We start from the raw sequence: 19869 nt of genomic DNA on the forward strand, positions 1-19869 counted from the left end.
CGAGTAGCTAGTGAAAAGCACGGCTTCCACTGGTTGCTCGTTACTTTGCACCAGTTACTTATACTGCAGACCGCCCGCTGCACCCGGTGCCTCATGTCCGACCCCACCCCGAACGACCTCCGCCGCGACGCCGCCACGCTGCCCGCGCCGGGCCAGGACGCGCTGGAGCACAGCGCACGCCTGGAGACGCTGATCCGCGAGCAGATCGCGGTCAACGAGGGCGCGATCCCGTTCTCGCGCTACATGGAGCTGGCCCTGTATGCGCCGGGCCTGGGCTACTACAGCGCCGGCGCGCGCAAGTTCGGCGGCGAAGGCGATTTCGTCACCGCGCCCGAGATCGGGCCGGTGTTCGCCGCCTGCGTGGCCGAAGCGGTCGCGCCGGTGCTGCGCCAACTCGGGCCGGGCGCGCGCTTCCTGGAACTGGGCGGCGGCACCGGCGCCTTCGCCGAAGTCGCGCTCAAGCGCCTGCTCGAACTGGACGCCTTGCCCGACCGTTACGCCATCCTCGAGCCCAGCGCCGAGCTGCGCCATCGCCAGCGCGAACGTTTGCAGCAGCGGCTGACGCCGCCGCTGTTCGAGCTGGTGGAATGGCTAGACGGGCCGTTCCCGGAAGACTGGGACGGCGTGCTGTTCGCCAACGAAGTCATCGACGCCTTGCCGACGCCGCGCTTCGCGATCCGCAATGGCGAAGTCTACGAAGAAAACATCGTGATCGACGGCGACGGTTTCGCGCGCGAGCTGCGCGAGGCCGACGCCTTCCTCGGCAACGCCGTGCGCCAGGTCGAACGCCGGCTGGAGCGCGAGTTCGAGGACGGTTATCGCTCCGAACTGCTGCCGCAGCTGCCGTACTGGATCCAGGCCGTGTCCGGCGGCATGCGCGCGGGCGCGATGCTGTTCGTCGACTACGGCTACGCGCGCGCCGAGTACTACGCGCCCGAGCGCAGCGACGGCACCCTGCGCGCGTTCTACCGCCATCGCATGCACCACGACCCGCTGCTGTGGCCGGGCCTGCAGGACATCACCGCCTCGGTGGATTTCACCGCCCTGGCCGAGGCCGGCGTCGCCGCCGGTTTCGATTTCGCCGGTTACTGCTCGCAGGCCAGCTTCCTGCTCGGCAACGGCCTGGCCGGGGTGCTCGAACGCATCGACGCGATCGCCGACGAGGGCGAGCGCCAGCGTCGCCATAACGAGATCAAGCGCCTGACCCTGCCCAGCGAGATGGGCGAACGTTTCCAGGTCATGGGCTTCGAGAAGGGCGCCGAATTCGGCTACGCCTTCCTGGCCGGCGACCTGAGCCACCGCCTGTGAACACGCGCAAGAGCGGCGCGCCCAAGGGGCCGTGGCTGCGCCGGTTCCGCACCCCGCGCCGCTGGCTGGCCGTGGGCGCGACCGGGGTGCTGGCGGTGATCGCGGTGTCCCTGCTGCCCGCGGACGACCTGCCGCCGTCGCCGTTCGCCGGTTCCGACAAGGTCGGCCATTTCCTCACCTACGCGGCGCTGTCGGCCTATGCCTGCATGCTGTTCGCGCGCATGCGCCCGCAGGCGCTGTGCGCGGCCGGCCTGATCGTGCTCGGCGTGGCCCTGGAATACGGCCAGGCCCTGCTGACCGACAGCCGCATGGGCGACAGTCGCGACGCCTTCGCCAATGCCCTCGGGGCCCTGGCCGGGCTGGTCACGGCCTCCACGCCGCTGGCACTCATGTTGCAGCGCATCGATGCCCGCTTGGCCGGAACTCGTTTGTCATAGTGTGATCGGGTTGGTAAAGCCAAAGTCGGCACAGTCACACGACGTATTGCGCAAAGGTTAAGAACTTGTGAACCTCGGGCCGGACTTTCGGGAAGTCCGTCCCCCGACCCTTTCGCAAGGAAACGACCATGTCCGCAGTGCACCGCAACCGATTGGCGCTGGCCGTGGCCGCCGCCATGGCCGCCAGCGCCGTCGCCCCCGTCTACGCCCAAACCGCGACCCCCGCCGAGGACACCGCGACCACGCTGGATGCCGTCCAGGTCACCGGTTCGCGCGTGCGCGGCCGCACCGCCGAGGACACCGCCGCGCCCGTGGACGTGATCGGCCGCGAAGAGATCAACGCCACCGGCGCGCTCGAAGTCGGCCAGATCCTGCAGATGCTGGAACCCTCGTTCAACTTCTCGCGCACCTTCGTCAGCGACGGTACCGACATCCTGCGCCCGGCCACGCTGCGCGCGCTGGGCCCGGACCAGGTGCTGGTGCTGGTCAACGGCAAGCGCCGCCATCAGCAGGCGCTGGTCAACGTGCAGCAGACCATCGGCCGCGGTTCGGCCGGCACCGACATCAACGCGATCCCGGTCTCGGCGATCGAGCGCATCGAAGTGCTGCGCGACGGCGCCGCCGCCCAGTACGGCTCGGACGCGATCGCGGGCGTGATCAACATCATCCTCAAGCGCCAGACCGAATACACCGAACTGTCGATCGAGGGTTCGCAGTACTACGCCGGCGACGGCGAGATGCTGCACGGCTCGGTCAACACCGGCTTCAAGCTCGGCGCCGAGGGCTTCATCAATCTCTCGGCCGAGGCGCGCAACCGCAACGAGACCAACCGCGCCGGCCCCGACAGCCTGCGCACCAACCCGCCGCGCGTGACCCAGCGCCTGGGCGACGCCGACGCCAAGGACTACTACCTGTGGCTCAACGCCGGCGTGCCGGTGGGCAAGGGCGAGCTGTACTGGTTCGGCGGCCTGTCGCGCCGCGAAGGCGATTCCTCCGGCTTCTTCCGCAGCGCCGGCGACAACCGCACGGTGCCGGCGCTGTACCCCAACGGCTTCCTGCCCAACATCCTGACCACGGTCGACGACGCCTCGCTGGCGGTCGGTTACAAGGCGCCGATCGGCGAGAACTGGGACTGGGACATCTCGATCAACCACGGCCGCAGCAAGTTCGGCTTCGAGGAGGCCAACTCGGTCAACGTGAGCTGGTGGTACGAGCCGCGCGACCCGGCCAATCCGGCCGCCGGCATCTACGCCGCCTCGCCGACCAGCGCCGACACCGGCACCCTCAAGTACGACCAGACCACCTTCAACGTCGACTTCCGCGGCAGCGTGAAGGGCTTCAACGACAATCCGCTGTACCTGGCCACCGGCTTCGAGTGGCGCCAGGACAACTACGCGATCGAGGCCGGCGACCCGGTGTCGTATATGTACGGCCGCACCAACAACCCGGCCATCGTCATCCGCGGCCAGACCGGCGACATCGCCGCCGGCGGCATTCAGGGCTTCCCGGGCTTCACTCCGGGTACCGAGGTCGACGAGGGCCGCCACAGCATGGCGCTGTACTTCGATGCCGAAACCAACCTGAGCGAGCGCTTCCTGCTCGGCGGCGCGGTGCGCTTCGAGGACTATTCCGACTTCGGCAACACCACCACCGGCAAGCTATCGGCGCGCTTCAACGCCAGCGAGCGCTTCGCCCTGCGCGGCACGCTGTCCACCGGCTTCCGCGCGCCGGGCGTGCAGCAGCAGTACTACAACCAGGTTTCGACCAACCTCAATCCCGACGGCACCCTCACCGACACCCTGACCGCGCGCCAGGACAGCGCGGTGACCCGCGCGCTGGGCGTGGCGCCGTTGAAGGAAGAGACCTCGCGCAGCGGTTCGGTGGGCATGGTGTTCAAGCCCAACGATCGCTTCTCGCTGACCGCCGACCTGTTCCGCATCGACATCGACGACCGCATCATCTTCTCCGGCGTGATCGCGCCCGAGTCGGTCGGCACCGACGGCCAGCCCTGCACCGCCAACAACAGCAACTGCCCGATCGCCGGCGCGCTGGCGCCGTTCCGGGTCGGCCAGGCGCAGTTCTTCACCAACGCCATCGACACCCGCACCACCGGCCTGGACATCGTCGCCAACCACAACACCGAGTTCGCCAGCGGCAGCAACCTGACCCTGACCGCGCTGGTGCATTTCAACAAGACCGAGGTGCGCGAGATCCATTCCAACTCGCCGATCCTGGCGCCCGGCCAGTTGTTCGACGCCGCCCAGATCACCCTGGTCGAGCGCGGCCAGCCGCGCGCCCACCACGTGCTGCAGGGCGTGTACGAAACCGGCGCCTGGACGATCACCGGACGCGCCAACTACTACGGCTCGGTCACCGGCGAGTTCTTCGCGCCGGAACAGACCTGGGGCGGCAAGACCCTGTTCGACCTGGCGGTGCGCTACTCGTTCAACGACAACCTGCACCTGACCGTGGGCGGCAACAATATCTTCGACCAGTACCCGGACAAGTGGTCGGTCGGCGCCGACAACCCCGGCGTGAATCCGTTCCCGTCGCTGGGCTTCAAGTACGGCTGGGAAACCATGCCCTTCGGCATGAACGGCGGCAGCTACTACGTGCGGATGGACTATCGCTTCTGATCCGCGGCGCCAGGACGGAGTGCTGACAGCGCCGGGCGGCCGCGAGGTCGCCCGGCGTTTTTGTTTGGCGCGGTGTCGGCCGCATCGCCATGACGGACGTAGGATGCGGTGAGCCGCAGGCGCACCGCATCATGCGTGGTACAGGTGGCAACGATGATGCGGTTGTCACCGCATCCTGCGAGTGTAGGAGCGGCGTGAGCCGCGACCCGGAATAGGACCTGCGACGCGGCTTTCGTCGTAGCCGCGGATTCGCGGTCGCGGCTTGCGCCGCTCCTACGGGGGCGTGGAGCGTGTCTCGTCAGCTCTTCTTGCCGGCCGCGGTGGCGATCGCGGCGATGCGCGCGCGGCGCAAGGCTTCGCCCACTTCCGGGCCGCTGCGGCCGGCGGCGACGTCGGAGGCGCGCACCGCGAGGGCGGCGTCGAGCGCGTCGCGCAGGCGCTGGCCCTGCGGATAAGGGACCTCGGACAGACCGGTTCGGCCGCGCTTGTCGGCCTCGCAGACCAGGCTCATGCGGCGTATCCGTTCGGGTTGACGGAAACCGTCGCAGCGCGCGATCAGGTCGTAGACGGTGCTGGAGCGCAGTTCGTCGTAGCGGTGCACGTTGAGGTGTTCGCGGCAGGCGGCCTCGGCGAGCTGACGGTGCTCGGTCGGCACGCGCAGGCGCTCGCACAGCACGCGCAGCGGTTCGAGGCCGGCATGTTCGTGACCCTGATGGCGCGGCAGCACGTCGGCGGGCGTGAGCGCCTTGCCCAGGTCGTGGGTGAGCGCGGCGAAGCCGATGGTGTCGTCGCCGGGCGCCAGGCGCGCGGCCATGTCGCAGACCAGTTCGACGTGGATGCCGGTGTCGACTTCGGGGTGGTACTCGGCGCGTTGTGGCACGCCGTAGAGCGCGTCGACCTCCGGCAGCACCGCCGCCAGGGCGCCGGCATCGCGCAGGGTGCGCAGGAAGGCCGAGGGGCGTTCGCTGGCGAGCGCGCGCCGCAGTTCCTGCCAGACCCGCTCGGGCACCAGTTCGGCGAGTTCGCCGGACTCGGCCATATGCCGCATCAAGGCGGTGGTTTCCGGGGCGACGCTGAAGCACAGCGCCGCGAAGCGCGCCATGAAGCGCGCCGCGCGCAGCACCCGCAGCGGATCCTCGACGAAGGCCGGACCGACGTGGCGCAGCAGCCGCGCTTCCAGGTCGCGCGCGCCGCCGTAGGGGTCGACCAGGGCGCCGTCTTCGTCCTGGGCGATGGCATTGATGGTGAAGTCGCGTCGGCCGAGGTCTTCCTCCAGCGATACCGAGGGATCGGCGTCGACCACGAAGCCGCGGTAGCCGCGTCCGGATTTGCGTTCGGTGCGCGCCAGCGCGTATTCCTCGCCGGTGTCCGGATGCAGGAATACCGGGAAGTCGCGCCCGACCGGCTTGTAGCCGGCGTCGAGCATGGCCTGCGGGGTCGCGCCGACCACGACGTAGTCGCGGTCGCCCGGCGCCCGCCCGAGCAGGCGGTCGCGGACCGCGCCGCCGACCAGGTAGGTCTTCATCGCGTGGCCAGGCTCAACGCGGCGAGTTCTGCGCCAGCAGCGCGATGATGTCCTCGGCGCCGCTGCTGCGGCCCAGGTGGCGCACGATCGGCGTGGCCTGGCCGGAGACCCACACGCGCAGCTCGGATTCGAGATCGAAGTGGCCCGCGGTTTCCAGCGAGAACATCACGATGCTGCGGTAGGGCAGGCTGAGGAATTCGGTCTTGCGGCCGGTCACGCCCTGCTTGTCGACCAGGATCAGGCGCCGGTCGGTGAACACGATCAGGTCGCGGATCTCGCCGAACGCGCGCTGCACGGTTTCGCCCGGCGCGAGCAAGGGCATGAAGTCGTCCGCGATCTTGTCGACCGGCTTGTCGCCGGCGTGGCCGAGCAGGGTGTCGAGCAAGCCCATGGCGGCGGTCTCGGTGTGGAGTGGAACCCGATGCTAAGGGTTGTCGGGCGGGAGGGCGAGGGGAGAGGGCTTACGAGGGGGCTTGGGGAGCGCGCCGACGAGCGCATGGCAGCCGGGCGATGTGGAACCCGTTCGCAGCCGCTCCTCTTTTGCCGTCATTGCCGCTTTCGCGGGAGTGACGGGCGAAGAAGCAGCAGACGACCCGTTCGATGGGGATGCCGTTGCTCTTTGCCGTCATTCCCGCGAAGGCGGGAATCCAGTGACTTTAGAGCGAAACCTCGATCACGGTAGCAGGTACAGAGAACCTGGCTCCGTTCAGATCGCTTCGTGAGTGGGTTTCACCCAAGTCACTGGATTCCCGCTTTCGCGGGAATGACGAGCAAGAGCAGATTCGCGCGAATGACGAGCAACAGCGGACTTGCGCGACTGACAAGCAAAGGGACGACAGGTCGCAGCGGATTCGAGGGGTGCCGGTAAACCCCGGCAATCCACCCAGCCACACCTCAATCCTCGCCCGCCTCCAACCCCAAGATCTCCCGCAGCCGCGGCGCCACTGGCGTCGCGGCGATGCCGAGCTTGGGCAGGCCGTTATCGTCGCTGATCGAATCCAGCTGCAGCGAACGCCAGTTGTCGCGGCTGATCGGCTTGCCGGGCAGGTATTCGCCGATGCCGGCCTGGACCCGGCCCAGGGCCTCGGGCAACGGAATCACCGCGCGCAGGCGGCCGCGCGCGCGCGCGGTCAAGCGCACGATTTCGGCCAGGGTGTAGACCTCGGGACCGACCAGGTCGTAGCTGCGGCCGATGCTGCCGCCGTCGGCCAGTGCGCGCGCATAGGCCTGGACCACGTCGCCGACCCAGACCGGCTGGAAGCGCGCGTCGGCGCGGCCGATCGGCAGGGCCGGGGCAAAGCGCAGCAGTTGATCGAAGCGGCAGAACAGGCCGTCGCCGGGGCCGGCGATGACCGAGGGCCGGAACAGGGTCCAGTCCAGGCCCGAGGCGCGCACGCGCTGCTCGGCGCGGCCGCGCGATTGCAGATAGTGGCTGTCGCCGCTGCCGGCGCCGAGCGCGCTCATCTGCAGCAGCCGGCGCACGCCCATCTCGCGCATGGCGCCGATCAGCGACTCCAGCTGGGTCACGTAGACGCGTTCGAAGCCGCTGCCGTCGTCGCCGCGCTCGTTGAGAATGCCGATCAGGTTGACCACCGCGTCGGCGTCGTCGAGCACCGCGCGCAGGAAGCCGGGGTCGTGCACGTCGCCTTCGATCAGGCTGGAGTCGCGCGGCAGCAGCGCGCGCTTGGCCGGATCGCCGCCGCGGCTGAGCACGGTCAGCCGATGGCCGTCGCGCAGCAGGCGCGCGACCAGACGGCGACCGACGAAGCCGGTGCCGCCCAGGACGACGACGTGGCGGCGCGCGGCGGTGTTCACGGCGACTTGGCCGCCGGCGCGGCGGCCAGCGGGCAGACGAAGCGCTTGCGCGGCGCGTCGATGCGCCCGCGCATGCGGTCGGTCATGTTCATCGCGTCGCCGTTGAGGCGCCAGTCGTAGATCACGCTGAAGGCCAGCACGCGGGCGACGTACTCGCGCGTTTCCTTGTAGCTGATGGTCTCGATCCAGAAATCGGCGTCCATGCCCGGACGCTGCGACTGCCAGCGCGCCAGCGGCGCCGGACCGGCGTTGTAGCCGGCCATGGCGAAGTAGGGCTGGCCGCCGTACTTGTCCAGCAGCTCGCGCAGGTAGGCGGTGCCCAGGATGATGTTGGTGTCGGAGTCGTACAGGCTGGCCGCGCCGCCCCAGGGCAGGCCCAGGCGCTTGGACACGTTGGCGCCGGTGGCCGGCACGACCTGCATCAGGCCCATGGCGTTGGCGCCGGAGCGCGCGTTCGGATCGAACACGCTCTCGGCGCGGATCTCGGCCGCGACCCAGGCCGGATCGAGATTGTTCTTGGCCGACTCGCGCCGGATCGTGGCGTCGTGGTGCAGCGGGAAGCGCAGGTTGTACAGGCGCAATTCGTCGGGCTTGCCCTTGCCCAGCGAGAACACCGCGCGGTCGAACCAGCCGTGGCTCTGCGCGACCTCGACCGCGATGCGGCGCTGATCGTCGTCGTAGCGCGACAGGGCGTCGTCCCATTCGCGGACCGCCCAGGACTTGCGCCCGATCTTGTACAGGCCCATCGCGCGCAGTACCGCCGGATCGCGCGCGATCGCGGCCTTGGCCGCGGCGCTGTCGTTGGGGATCAGCGGGCACAGCGCATAGGGCAGGCCGACGCGGTCGGCGGCGAGGAAGCCGTGGAACTCGGGCTTGCGCGCGGCCTCGCGATAGAGGCGGTCGGCGCCGGCCTTGTCGCCCGCTCGCTCGCTCAGGCGCGCCTCGAAATACTGCCAGCGCGAATCGCCGCGCTGCTTGGCGCCCATCTTGCGGATCGCGTCCAGGGCCGCGGCCCAATCCGAGCGCGCCATGGCTTCGCGCGCGCGCCATTCGTGCAGGCGGTCGTCGTAGGACACGGCCGGCACCGCGTTCAGGCGCTGCGCCGATTCCGGGCCGTACGAGGCCACCGTCCACAGCGCGGCCTGGTACAGCACGCGGCCGCGGTCTTCGTCGCTGAAGCCCAGCGCGCTGGCGTACTTGGGCAGCTGCGCCTCGGCCGCGCCCGGCGCCGACTTGGCCAGCCGCGCCAGCCCGTAGGAGGCCATGCGCCGGCTGCGCTCGGTCTTGGGCCAGTACAGGGCGCGTTCGTTGACGCCTTCGATGAAGGCGGCGTAGTCGTTGGCCTGGGCCTGCTGGTCGGCGGGCAGCCCGCGCGCGGCGCTGCGCATCACCGCCGGCAGCCCTTCGGCGGCGGCGGCGTCGATGCGCTGCCAGCGCAGGTCTTCGCTCAGCCCGCCTTGCGCGCCCAACAGCGCCATCGGCGCATCGCATTCGTTGGGCAGGGCCTTGCCGCTGGCGGTCCATACCGCCTGCGCGTCGCGGGTCCACTGCGCGTCGGCGCGGCGCAGGGCCTGGCGCGCGCTGAGTTCGGCACAGCGCAGCGCGGTGTTCTTGCCCAGCTCGGGCTTCCAGGCGGCGACGAAGGCCGGCCAGTCCTCGCGGCGCGCGGTGGCGGCCAGCCAGATCTCGCGGAAGGCGCCGCCCGCGGCCTGCTCGCCGTAGCGCGCGAGGAAGCTCTGCGCCTGCGCGTTCGACAGGGCGTCGATGTTGCGGCGCAGGCCGGCGTACTCGACCCAGCCGTACAGCGGATGCCGCGAGAGATCGGCGTACTGCGAGGCGTCGAAGCTGCCGTTTTCGGCGGCTTCGAGCGCGGCGCGCAGGCGCGGCAACTGCGGATCGTGGATGGGCGCGGGCACGCTGGCGACGGCCGGCGGCGCGGCCGTGGTCTGCGCGCAGGCGGCGGTGGCCAGGGTGGCCGCGAGCGCGGCGAACAGCAGGGGGAGAGGGCGCGGGAGCATGGTCCGGACTATAGCCCAGCGACGATGAATCTCCGGCGTGAACATGGCATCGTGCGCTCTGCGCGCCGTCGTCGCGGCGCGCGCATGTGACCATGCGCACGCGCTTGCGCGCGGACTTATCGAAGGAGACGCTGTGACGATCGCTTGGCTGGCATTTCTGGTACTTGGGGCGATCGCCGGCGTGCTCGCCGGATTGCTGGGCGTCGGCGGCGGCCTGGTGCTGGTGGCGGCGCTGTCGTGGCTGGCGCCCTGGGTCGGCGTGCCGCAGGAGGCCGCGATGCACACCGCGCTGGCCAGCTCGCTGGCCAGCATCGTATTGACCGCGGCGGCCTCGGCGCGCGCCCACGCCAAGCGCGGCAGCGTGCTGTGGCCGACCGTGGCCTGGATGGTGCCGGGCCTGCTGATCGGCGGCTGGTTCGGCAGCATGGTGGCGGTGCGCATCGACGACGATCTGCTGCGCTACATCGTCGCCGGTTATTGCCTGATCGCCGCCGCGCAGCTGCTGTTCGGCAAGAACCGCGCGGCGGTGGCCGATCACGAGCCGCCGCCGCGCGGCGCGGGCATGAGCGCGGCCGGGGTCGGCATCGGCGCGGTGTCGGCGGTGGTCGGGATCGGCGGCGGCAGCATGACCGTGCCCCTGTTGGTCTGGCGCGGGATCGCGCCGGTGCGCGCGGTCGGCACCTCCTCGGCCTGCGGGGTCGCGATCGGCCTGGCCTCGGCGGTGGGCTACGCCCTGCACGCTCCGCCGGGCGCGCTGCCGCACCACGCGATCGGTTACGTCTACCTGCCGGCGGCGATCGGGGTGGCGATCGCCTCGGTCCTGGCCGCGCCCTACGGCACGCGCCTGGCACACCGCCTGAGCGGAATCACCCTCAAGCGCGTGTTCGCGGCCTTCCTGGTGGTGGTGGCGGTCAGCCTGCTTCTGGGCGGTTGAACGCGCTACCGGGCGGCGCGGAGCGCCGGACCGGTGTCGCCCGCCTGATCGCCAGCTGAATATGTAAATCCTTGATTTTTTTGAATTCGGCCGCCTGAACAGGTGGTTGAGCGGTGTTCTGCGTCGCGAATTCGGCAATTCGCCGCGGCAGGGGGCACTTTGCCGCTTGTGGCGGATTCACGAATTGTTTACAACCTCGTGACGCCTGGGAACAGGGGCCCGGCGCCCAAAACAAAACACAGCCACGTCTTACTTAGGGAGAGAGAGATGAAGCCGCTGCGCCGCCAGTCCTTGGCGAAAGCCATCCAGTTGTCGTTGCTGATCAGCCTGCCCGGCCTTGCCGCCGCCCAGGACGCCGCCCCCGCGCCTTCGGCCACCACGCTGGACACGGTGACCGTCACGGGTACCCGCATCAAACAGACCAACGCGGTCACCGCCCAGCCGGTGTTCGTGCTCGATCGCCAGAAGCTCGAGAAGACCGGCGTGCAGACCGTCGGCGAAGTGCTGCAGCAGCTCACCGCCGGCGGCAAGGCGCTCAACGCCAAGTTCAACTCCTCCGGCAACTTCGGCTATCCGCCGGACGGCGGCGGCATCGGCGCCGGCTCGGCCCAGGTCGACCTGCGCAACCTCGGCTCGCAGCGCGTGCTGGTGCTGGTCGACGGCATCCGCTGGGTCAACGAATCCTCCGCCTCGGGCGTCAGCGGCAGCGCCGACGTCAACACCATCCCGCTGGCGATCGTCGAGCGCATCGAAGTGCTGGAAGACGGCGCCTCGGCGATCTACGGCTCCGACGCCATCGCGGGCGTGGTGAACATCATCACCCGCCGCAAGCTCGACGGCGCCGAAGTGCACGCCTATTTCGGCCAGTGGGGCGACGGCGGCGACACCACCGAAGCCAGCATGACCCTGGGCGGCGCCGGCGAGCGCTGGTCGGCCGTGTTCGGCGCCAGCTACTTCGAGCAGAAGGCGATCAGCTCGGGCAGCTGGAAGCAGTCGTCCGAGCCGGTACCCGGCGGCGGCCTCGCCTCGGGCAGTTCGGGCATTCCGCAGGGCCGCTTCACCTTCTGCGATCCCAGCCGTCCGGTCACCGGCGTCGGCGGTTGCGACGCCGCGGGCGACAACTGGTACGACATCACCCTCAATAACGGCACCACCGTGCCGGTGTTCGATCCGAACAACCCCAACGGCGGCACCTACCACGGCTTCAGCGGCGCCGACCGCTTCAACTTCGCGCCGTTCAACCTGCTGCTGACCCCGAGCAAGCGCAAGGCGCTGTTCACCAGCCTCAACTACGACCTGACCGAAAACACCCGCTTGCACGTCAAGGCGCTGTACAACAACCGCACCTCGACCAACCAGGCCGCGCCGGAACCGATCTTCGTCGGTCCTTTCGCCGGCACCGGCGGCATCGCCGACACGGTCATCGTGCATGCGAACAATCCGTACAACCCCTTCGGCATCACCCTGGATCCGGCCACCAACTTCGGCTGGGTGACCAAGCGCCCGATCGAGGTCGGCCCGCGCATCTTCGAGCAGGACGTCGACACCACCTACTTCAACATCGGCCTGGACGGCGTGTTCGACATCGGCGAGCGCGGCTTCGGCTGGGACGCCAACTACGTGCACTCGGAGAACAAGGCCGAGCAGACCTTCCGCAACGGCTACAACGTCGCCAAGATCAAGCTCGCCCTGGGCGATCCGGCGGTGTGCGCGGCGGTGCCGGGCTGCGTGCCGCTGGACCTGTTCGGCGGCCAGGCGCGTCCGATGACGCAGGCCATGATCGACTGGATCCGCACCAAGCAGATCGACTCGAGCAAGCAGGTGCTGGACCTGTTCTCGGCCAACATCACCGGCGACCTGTTCGACATCGGCGATCGCGCGGCCGGCTTCGCCGCCGGCGTCGAGCACCGCCGTTACCGCGGCGAGTTCAACCCCGATCCGCTGCGCCAGACCGGCGAATCGCAGGACTCGTTCGCCGCCCCGGTCAACGCCAGCTACGACGTCAGCGAAATCTACACCGAGTTCAACTTCCCGGTGCTGTCGACCCTCGACATCACCGCGGCGATCCGTTACTCGGATTACTCGACCTTCGGCGGCGCCACCACCGGCAAGGCCGGCTTCCGCTGGCAGCCGATCGAGGACCTGGTGATCCGCGGTACCTACTCGCAGGGCTTCCGCGCCCCCAACCTGGGCGAGCTGTACGGCCTGACCCAGTTCGGCGCCAGCTTGGTCGACCCCTGCGGCCCGACCGGCGGCGGCGGCCCGGCTCCGCAGTACGTGGCCGGCTGTAACGCGCAGGGCGTGCCCCCGGGCTTCGAGCAGGCCAACACCCAGATCACCACCTTCACCGGCGGTAATCCGAACCTGGAGCCGGAAGAGTCCGACAGCTACACCTTCGGCGTGGTCTACAGCCCGGGTTGGGCCGAGGGCACCTCGTGGTCGAGCAAGCTCGACTTCGAAGTGAACTACTACCACCACGAGATCGAAGGCGCGATCCAGGCCCGCGATCTGCAGGCCCTGCTCAACGCCTGCCTGGCCAGCGGCGGCACCGCCCCGGCGGTGTGCTCGCCGTTCTCGCGTTCGGCCAGCGGCAACCTCAACCCGCCCAACAACTTCCTCAGCAACCTCGGCAGCGTCAAGACCGACGGCGTCGACATCAAGGTCAACTGGGCCAGCCCGGATTGGAGCTGGGGCCGTCTGACCGCGGGTCTGCAGTCGACCTTCGTCAACGACTACGAGGCGGTGGACATCGACGGCAACGTCTCCCAGCGCAAGGTCGGCGTGGAAGTCAACGACAGCGCGATTCCGGAGTGGCAGACCAACCTGCAGTTGGGCTGGAACAAGGGCGACTTCGACGCGAGCTGGAACGTGCGTTACATCGCCTCGGTCGACGAGGATTGCGGCAACTCGGTCTATGCCGGTCCCAAGCCGGGCTGCCTGAACCCGCAGAACGTCAACACCCTGGGTTCGGTGACCTACCACGACGTCCAGTTCGGCTGGAAGAACGCGTTCACGCTGGAAGGCCTGAAGCTGTCGGCCGGCGCCAACAACGTGTTCGGCAAGGACCCGCCGGTGTGCGTGACCTGCTCGCTCAACGGTTACGACGCGGGCACCTACGACCTGCCGGGCACCTTCTGGTACGTCAGCGCCGATTACCGCTTCTGATTCACCGCGACACGGTTTGAACGCGACGGCCGGCGATGCGAATCGCCGGCCGTTTCGTTTGCGGGAACGGCGGCGCCGCGCCGCTCTCCTGCACGAGGCCTGCGTGCAGGAGAGCGAAGGGGGGCGCCATCGCTGTGGGAGCGGCGTAAGCCGCGATGGGCGTTCGGCCATGACGGCGCTTGCGGCGCGAGTGCGTGGCGTCGATCGCGGCTTACGCCGCTCCCACAGAATGCAGAAGCGGCCTGCCTCTTGTAGGGGAGGCGCGAGCCGCGACCCGCAATGCGGTGTGCGTCGTGGGTTTCGTCGTAGCCGCAGATGCGCGGTCGCGGCGTGCGCCGCTCCTGCCGGGGCTAGGCGGCCTACGGGTGGCGTGTAGCGATCAGCAATCGGCGGGCTTGGCGCGGCGGTAGACCACGATGATGACCAGGTCCTCGTCGCCGAGCTGCTTCAGCCCGTGCGTGCTGCCCTTGCGGGTCAGGATGGCGTCGCCGCTGCCGACCTCGCGCCGCGCGCCGTCGAGCATCAGTTCGCCGCGGCCGCTGAGCACGTAGTAGATCTCGTCCTTGTCGTTGCGGTGATCGCCGATGCTGGCGCCGCGATGCAGCGCGCGCTGGCGGAACACCAGGTCGAAGTCCGCGGCCTGTTCGAAGAAGGGGTAGGCGGTGGTGGTGCCGGCGCCTTCGTGCGGGCCGGGCTGTTTCACGGCCAGATCGCGCGCCTGTTCGACATAGGAGTCGCTGCGCTGCTTGCACGCCGGTTCCGCGGCGTAAGCGAAACCGGCGCACAGCGCCAGCGTGGCGAAACTCAGGGTGCGAAGCGAACGGTTCGACATGCCGCTACCTCCGGAACCGGGTTCAACGCGCCAGCCAGCCGCCATCGACGGGCAGGATCGCGCCGTGCACGTAATCGGACGCGCCGCTGGCCAGGAACACCGCCGCGCCGCCGAGATCGGAGGGCTCGCCCCAGCGCCCGGCCGGAATGCGCGCGAGGATCTCGCGGTTGCGGCCCTCGTCGGCGCGCAACTGGGCGGTGTTGTCGGTGGCCATGTAGCCCGGCGCGATCGCGTTGACGTTGATGCCCTTGCCGGCCCATTCGTTGGCCAGCAGGCGGGTGATGCCGGCCACGCCGGATTTGCTGGCGGTGTAGGAAGGCACGCGGATGCCGCCCTGGAACGACAGCATCGAGGCGATGTTGATGATCTTGCCGCCGCCGGCCGCGATCATGCGCCGGCCCACCGCCTGGGCGAGGAAGAACGCGCTCTTGAGATTGACGTCGATCACCGCGTCCCAGTCGGCCTCGCTGAAGTCGACGGCGTCGGCGCGGCGGATCAGGCCGGCGTTGTTGACCAGGATGTCGACCGCGCCCAGGCGCGCGACCGATTCCTCGACGATGCCGGCGATCGGCGCCAGCGTCGACAGGTCGGCTTCGATGGCGTGGAAGCGACGGCCCAGCGCGCGCACCCGTTCGCCGGTATCGGTGGCGGCGCCGGTGCTGACGGCGACGATGTCGGCGCCGGCGGCGGCCAGCGCCAAGGCCAGGCCCTGGCCGAGGCCGCGGTTGCCGCCGGTGACCAGGGCGACGCGACCGCTGAGATCGAACGGCGAAACGCTCATGCGCGCGGCCTCACTTGAGTTGGCACAGGTCGAGCTGGTGCATGTCGGTGTAGTCCAGGTTCTCGCCGCCCATGGCCCAGATGAAGCAGTAGTTGCGCGTGCCCGAGCCCATGTGGATCGACCACGGCGGCGACACCACGGCTTCGTCGTTGCGGATCACCAGGTGGCGCATGTCGGCCGGCTCGCCCATGAAATGCATCACGCTCTGATCGCCGAGATCGAAATAGAAATAGACCTCGGAGCGGCGGTCGTGCAGATGCGGCGGCATGGTGTTCCAGACGCTGCCGGTCTTTAGCACGGTCAGGCCCAGCAGCAGTTGGCAGGACTTGCAGGTGGCCGGAACGATGTACTGGTAGATGGTGCGTTCGTTCGAGGTCTCCAGCGCGCCGCGCTCCAGCGGCACGGCCTTGTCGATCGAGATGTGCACGGTCTCGTAGCGCGCGTGCGCCGGGGTCGAGGCCAGGTAGAACTTGGCCGGGTTGGCGGCGTCGTCGGACGCGAACTCGACCTGGGCGCTGCCCATCGGCACGTACAGGCCGTCGCGCGGTTGCAGCGCGTAGGCCTGGCCGTCGACGGTGACCGTGCCGGCACCGGCGCCGACGTTGACCACGCCCAGTTCGCGGCGCGCCAGGAAGGGCTGACCGGCGGCGGAGGCCGGTTCGGTCTGCGCCGGCAACGCCACCGGCGCGGCGGCCGGGGCGGCGCCGCCGATCACGAAGCGTTCGTTGTGCGAGTAGTTGAGGCGGACTTCGCCGGGCGCGAACAGGTCGCCGATCAGATAGCGGTCGCGCAGCTGGTCGTTGCTGGCGCCGGCCATCATGTCGGGATGGGTGGCGTGGTAGGTCTTGCGGAACATCGGGCCTCCGGAATGCGCATGCCTGCGATGCCGCCCTGGGGCGGCTGACCCGGGGATCATAACGGGCTTTTGGTAACCGGTGTCAAAAGTTCGGGCGGAACCGGGTCGGGGGCCGGGCCCGTCCGGGCCGGGCGTGGCCTCGCCTCGTACGTGGAGACGACCCCGGTCGCGATCCGATCGCCCCGGAGAGCGCCACAGCCGCTTCGCGCCGCCGCCGCCCGGCGTTCCGCCTTGGGTGAGCGGCGCGAGCCGCGACCCGGAGCTCGGTCTGCGCCGTCGCTTTCGCGGCAATGGCGTGTTCGCGGTCGCGGCTCGCGCCGCTGCTGCATGGGGCCTGCGGGGTTGCCGAGCATCGGCGGCGCTATCGCTGTGGGAACGGCGTAAGCCGCGATCGAAGCCGTGGGCTCGCGCCGCAAACACCGTCATGGCCGGCCGCCCATCGCGGCTTGCGCCGCTCCCATGGAAGGCCCGTCAAGGGAGGCCTCACGGCGAGCCGGCGAATCGGGAGATCCAACCGACGCTTCCTGGCCCTGCGGCCGACGCAATCCTCAGGCCGGCGGGCGCTGGCTCGAATCGCGCACCACCAGGTGCGGGGTGACCGAGACCGGCTCGGCCGGAGGATCGCCGTCCTCGGGTTCCGGGGCCAGCAGCATCTGCGCGGCTTGGCGCCCGAGGTCGCGGATCGGCGAGTGGATGGTGCTCAGGGCCGGCCACAGCTGGGTCGCCAGCGGGCTGTCGTCGTAGCCGACCACCGACAGGTCGGCCGGGATCGACAGGCCGCGGCGCATCGCGGCCTTGTACACGCCGGCGGCCATCTCGTCGTTGCAGGCGAAGATCGCGGTGGGACGCGGCGACTTGGCCAGCAGGTACTCGGCGCCGGCGACGCCGGACTCGAAGGTGTAGCCGCCTTCGAACACGTAGTCCTCCGCCAGCTCGATGCCGCGCTGGGCCAGGCCGTGGCGGAAACCGCCGCCGCGCTCGATCGAGGAGCGGTAACGGCGCGGGCCGGTGATCAGGCCCAGTTGCCGATGCCCCAGCGACTGCAGGTAGTTGGCGGCTTCGACGCCGGCCAGGCGGTCCTGGGTGTGCAGCATGTTGGCCGGCTCGTCGAGCGGAATCGAGGCGATGCGCACGTAGCGCACGTCGATCTCGCGCAGCGCCGCGGCCAGTTGATCGTCCTCGGACACGCGCGGGATCAGGATCACCCCGTGCAGCTTCTGCTGCAGCGCGAAACGGCGGATGCCGTCGATGTAGTCCTCGCGATGGCTGTCGCAAGGGTGCACGACCAGCTCGTAGCCGGAGTCGCGCAGGGCGTCGAGCGCGCCGTACTGCATGTTGACGATGTACTGCGCGGTCGGGTTGTCGTAGACCAGGCCGATCAGGAACGAGCGCCGGAACGCCAGCCCGCGCGCCTGCGGATCCGGCGCGTAGCCCAGCTGCTTCATCAGCGACTGGATCTTCTCGCGCGTGTCCGGGCGCACCAGCGGCGAATCGTTGATCACCCGCGACACCGTCTTCTTCGACACCGCCGCCAGGCGCGCGATGTCGTTGATGGTGGCCTTGCCCGGCGCCGGCATCCGCGGCGTCGCGACCTCGCCCGCGGCCGCGTCGGCGGAACGGGCGCTGCGCGGGCCGCGGCGCGGGCCGCGCGGAGGGGCTGGGTTCATGGCGGCTCGGCGACGGGGAACGGTCCGGCGGTCGGCCGGGGTTGAGCCGATTCTAGCCGGCCGCGAGGGCGATGTCCCCGGTGGACATCGCCTGCCTACTTCAACAGCGCCGGCAGCCACAGCGACAGCTGCGGCACGAAGGTCACCACCAGCAGCACCGCCAGCGCGGCCAGCCAGAACGGCCAGATCGTGCGCAGGGTCTCGCCTATGCTGATCTTGCCGATCGCGGTGCCCACGAACAGCACCGAGCCCAGCGGCGGCGAGATCAGGCTGATGCCGCCCTTGAGGATCAGGATCACGCCGAAATGCACCGGGTCGACCCCGATCGCCTTGGCCAGCGGCAGGAAGATCGGCGTGCAGATGATGATCATCGGCGCCAGGTCCATGAAGGTGCCCAGCACCAGCAGGATCAGGATCATCAGCAACAGCAGCAGGTTCTTGTCGGTGGTCAGCGAGGTCAGCGCCTCGACCGCCGCGGTCGGCACCTGCAGGTAGGCCAGCAGCCAGCCGAACGAGGCCGCCGAGGCGATCACGAACAGGATCATGCCGGTGGTGCGCGCCGCGCCGGCGACGGTTTCGAGGAAATCGCGCCAGCGCAGGTTGCGGTAGACCAGCGCGGTCACCAGCAGGGCGTAGACCACGGCGATGGCCGCGCTTTCCACCGCGGTGAAAATGCCGGCGCGGATGCCGACGAAGATCAGCGCGACCAGCGCCAGCCCCGGCACCGCGGCGACGAAACGGCGCAGCACGATGCCGAAACCCGGGAAGGGCTCGACCGCGTAGCCGCGCCGGCGGGCGATCACCCAGCAGGTCGCCATCAGGGTGACCGTCATCAGCAGCGCGGGCACGATGCCGGCCGCGAACAGGTCGGCGATCGAGATGCTGCCGCCGGCGGAGGCCGAGTACAGGATCAGATTGTGCGAAGGCGGCACCAGCAGCGCGACCATGGCCGCGGTCATGGTCACGTTGACGGCGAAGTCGCGGTCGAAGCCGCGCTTGACCATCTGCGGGATCATCGCGCCGCCGATCGCCGAGACGTCGGCGATGGCCGAGCCCGACACGCCGCCGAAGAACAGCGAGGACAGCACGCTGACCTGGCCCAGGCCGCCGCGCAGGTGCCCGACCAGGGCCGAGGCCAGACCGATCAGGCGTTCGGAGATGCCGCCGCGCAGCATGATCTCGCCGGCGAAGATGAAAAGCGGAATCGCGATCAGCGAGGCCGAGCCGGCGCCGGCCGCGGTCTGTTGCACCACCACGATCGGCGGCAGGCCGATGTAGATCAAGGTCGCCAGCGCCGCCGACGACAGCGCGTAGGCCACCGGCACGCCGACGACGAGCATCACGGCGAACACGCCGAACAGGATCGCGACTTCCATCATTCGCTCCGGGGGTGATCGGTGAGCGGCGCGGTCAGGGCCGCGACCAGGCGTTGCAGGGCGAACACCGCCATCAGCGCGCCGCCCAGCGCCATCGGCGCGTAGACCGCGCTCTGCGGCAGCGGCGCGCCGGCCATCGGCACGTCCAGGCCGTCCAGCAGCAGTTCGCCGCCCCACACCGCCAGCACCGCGCCGATGCAGGCGATCACCAGGTTGGAGAACGCCAGCAGCCAGCGCCGCAGGCGCGGCGGCGAGCGGTGGACCAGGATGAAGAAGCCGAAATGGGAACCGCGGTGTACGCCGGCGGCGGCGCCGAAACTCATCGCGGTGTTGAGCAGCAGCAGCGCGACCGGTTCGGTCCAGCCCGGCGAATCGTTGAGCACATAGCGCGCGAACACCTGCAGCGCCTGCACCGCGACCATGCCGACCAGGGCGCTGCCGGCGATCGCGACCGCGACGCCTGCGAGCCGGTCCAGCGCACCGCGCGGCGCCGCCTCGTCCTGGGTGTGTTCGATATCC

Annotated in this window: 14 protein-coding genes and 1 pseudogene; 5 read left to right on the top strand and 10 right to left on the bottom strand. The window is 69.7% G+C overall.

Annotated features, from left to right (window positions below; all coding sequences use genetic code 11):
* Nucleotides 1–93: 93 nt before the first annotated feature.
* The 3 genes from V1318_RS10535 (at nt 94) to V1318_RS10545 (ending at nt 4381) form a co-directional block, all read left to right on the top strand.
* A complete protein-coding gene (locus V1318_RS10535) occupies nt 94–1308 on the top strand; it encodes an SAM-dependent methyltransferase (protein ID WP_332939619.1) in 1215 nt (404 codons plus the stop codon).
* Nucleotides 1305–1745 carry a VanZ family protein gene (locus tag V1318_RS10540; protein ID WP_332939620.1) on the top strand — a complete coding sequence of 147 codons (441 nt, stop codon included), beginning with the start codon at nt 1305–1307 and terminating at the stop codon, nt 1743–1745. The genes V1318_RS10535 and V1318_RS10540 overlap by 4 nt, the downstream gene beginning before the upstream one ends.
* A gap of 128 nt (nt 1746–1873) precedes the next feature.
* Nucleotides 1874–4381 (top strand): TonB-dependent receptor, encoded by a 2508-nt coding sequence (locus V1318_RS10545; RefSeq protein WP_332939621.1) that lies wholly within the window; start codon nt 1874–1876, stop codon nt 4379–4381.
* 298 nt (nt 4382–4679) lie between these two features.
* Here V1318_RS10545 and V1318_RS10550 read toward each other — a convergent pair whose 3' ends face one another.
* From V1318_RS10550 to V1318_RS10565, 4 genes are all read right to left on the bottom strand, one after another.
* Nucleotides 4680–5906: a multifunctional CCA addition/repair protein gene (locus V1318_RS10550; protein WP_332939622.1), complete on the bottom strand. Its 1227-nt coding sequence runs from the start codon at nt 5904–5906 to the stop codon at nt 4680–4682.
* Nucleotides 5907–5919: 13 nt separating this feature from the next.
* Nucleotides 5920–6297 (bottom strand): PH domain-containing protein, encoded by a 378-nt coding sequence (locus V1318_RS10555; RefSeq protein WP_332939623.1) that lies wholly within the window; start codon nt 6295–6297, stop codon nt 5920–5922.
* Nucleotides 6298–6800: 503 nt separating this feature from the next.
* Complete coding sequence (locus V1318_RS10560; RefSeq protein WP_332939624.1) at nt 6801–7721, bottom strand: complex I NDUFA9 subunit family protein; 921 nt, start codon at nt 7719–7721, stop codon at nt 6801–6803.
* Complete coding sequence (locus tag V1318_RS10565) at nt 7718–9739, bottom strand: transglycosylase SLT domain-containing protein (protein WP_332939625.1); 2022 nt, start codon at nt 9737–9739, stop codon at nt 7718–7720. Before V1318_RS10565 ends, V1318_RS10560 begins: the two co-directional genes overlap by 4 nt.
* A 133-nt stretch (nt 9740–9872) precedes the next feature.
* On the opposite strand from V1318_RS10565, the gene V1318_RS10570 reads away from it, so the two are divergent.
* Both V1318_RS10570 and V1318_RS10575 read left to right on the top strand, forming a co-directional pair.
* Nucleotides 9873–10673 carry a sulfite exporter TauE/SafE family protein gene (locus tag V1318_RS10570; RefSeq protein WP_332939626.1) on the top strand — a complete coding sequence of 267 codons (801 nt, stop codon included), beginning with the start codon at nt 9873–9875 and terminating at the stop codon, nt 10671–10673.
* 267 nt (nt 10674–10940) lie between these two features.
* Entirely contained in the window at nt 10941–13838 is a 2898-nt protein-coding gene (locus tag V1318_RS10575) for a TonB-dependent receptor (protein WP_332939627.1), read from the top strand.
* 379 nt (nt 13839–14217) lie between these two features.
* On the opposite strand, the pseudogene V1318_RS10580 reads toward V1318_RS10575, so the two are convergent.
* The 6 genes and pseudogenes from V1318_RS10580 to V1318_RS10605 form a co-directional block, all read right to left on the bottom strand.
* Nucleotides 14218–14553: pseudogene (locus V1318_RS10580) on the bottom strand (cupin domain-containing protein); the annotation flags it as partial.
* A gap of 139 nt (nt 14554–14692) precedes the next feature.
* Nucleotides 14693–15451, bottom strand: coding sequence for a 2-dehydro-3-deoxy-D-gluconate 5-dehydrogenase KduD (gene kduD, locus V1318_RS10585; RefSeq protein WP_332939628.1), 759 nt, complete (start codon nt 15449–15451; stop codon nt 14693–14695).
* Between the two features lie 10 nt (nt 15452–15461).
* Nucleotides 15462–16307, bottom strand: coding sequence for a 5-dehydro-4-deoxy-D-glucuronate isomerase (gene kduI, locus V1318_RS10590; RefSeq protein WP_332939629.1), 846 nt, complete (start codon nt 16305–16307; stop codon nt 15462–15464).
* Between the two features lie 548 nt (nt 16308–16855).
* On the bottom strand, nt 16856–17884 hold the full coding sequence (locus V1318_RS10595; RefSeq protein WP_332939837.1) for a LacI family DNA-binding transcriptional regulator: 1029 nt from the start codon (nt 17882–17884) through the stop codon (nt 16856–16858).
* A gap of 185 nt (nt 17885–18069) precedes the next feature.
* The gene (locus V1318_RS10600; protein ID WP_332939630.1) at nt 18070–19350 is read right to left on the bottom strand and encodes a TRAP transporter large permease; all 1281 of its coding nucleotides are present in this window, start codon (nt 19348–19350) and stop codon (nt 18070–18072) included.
* Nucleotides 19350–19865 carry a TRAP transporter small permease gene (locus tag V1318_RS10605; RefSeq protein WP_332939838.1) on the bottom strand — a complete coding sequence of 172 codons (516 nt, stop codon included), beginning with the start codon at nt 19863–19865 and terminating at the stop codon, nt 19350–19352. The genes V1318_RS10600 and V1318_RS10605 overlap by 1 nt, the downstream gene beginning before the upstream one ends.
* Nucleotides 19866–19869: the final 4 nt, after the last annotated feature.

The organism is Lysobacter sp. CCNWLW3 (assembly GCF_036697405.1).
Lineage (GTDB): Bacteria > Pseudomonadota > Gammaproteobacteria > Xanthomonadales > Xanthomonadaceae > Lysobacter.

Excerpts from the sequence above, each read along its gene's own strand:
- V1318_RS10535 (WP_332939619.1), top strand. The coding sequence starts at position 94 with ATGTCCGACCCCACCCCGAACGACCTCCGCCGCGACGCCGCCACGCTG.
- V1318_RS10545 (WP_332939621.1), top strand. The coding sequence starts at position 1,874 with ATGTCCGCAGTGCACCGCAACCGATTGGCGCTGGCCGTGGCCGCCGCC.
- V1318_RS10550 (WP_332939622.1), bottom strand. The coding sequence starts at position 5,906 with ATGAAGACCTACCTGGTCGGCGGCGCGGTCCGCGACCGCCTGCTCGGG.
- V1318_RS10555 (WP_332939623.1), bottom strand. The coding sequence starts at position 6,297 with ATGGGCTTGCTCGACACCCTGCTCGGCCACGCCGGCGACAAGCCGGTC.
- V1318_RS10565 (WP_332939625.1), bottom strand. The coding sequence starts at position 9,739 with ATGCTCCCGCGCCCTCTCCCCCTGCTGTTCGCCGCGCTCGCGGCCACC.
- V1318_RS10575 (WP_332939627.1), top strand. The coding sequence starts at position 10,941 with ATGAAGCCGCTGCGCCGCCAGTCCTTGGCGAAAGCCATCCAGTTGTCG.
- kduD (WP_332939628.1), bottom strand. The coding sequence starts at position 15,451 with ATGAGCGTTTCGCCGTTCGATCTCAGCGGTCGCGTCGCCCTGGTCACC.
- kduI (WP_332939629.1), bottom strand. The coding sequence starts at position 16,307 with ATGTTCCGCAAGACCTACCACGCCACCCATCCCGACATGATGGCCGGC.
- V1318_RS10595 (WP_332939837.1), bottom strand. The coding sequence starts at position 17,884 with ATGCCGGCGCCGGGCAAGGCCACCATCAACGACATCGCGCGCCTGGCG.
- V1318_RS10600 (WP_332939630.1), bottom strand. The coding sequence starts at position 19,350 with ATGGAAGTCGCGATCCTGTTCGGCGTGTTCGCCGTGATGCTCGTCGTC.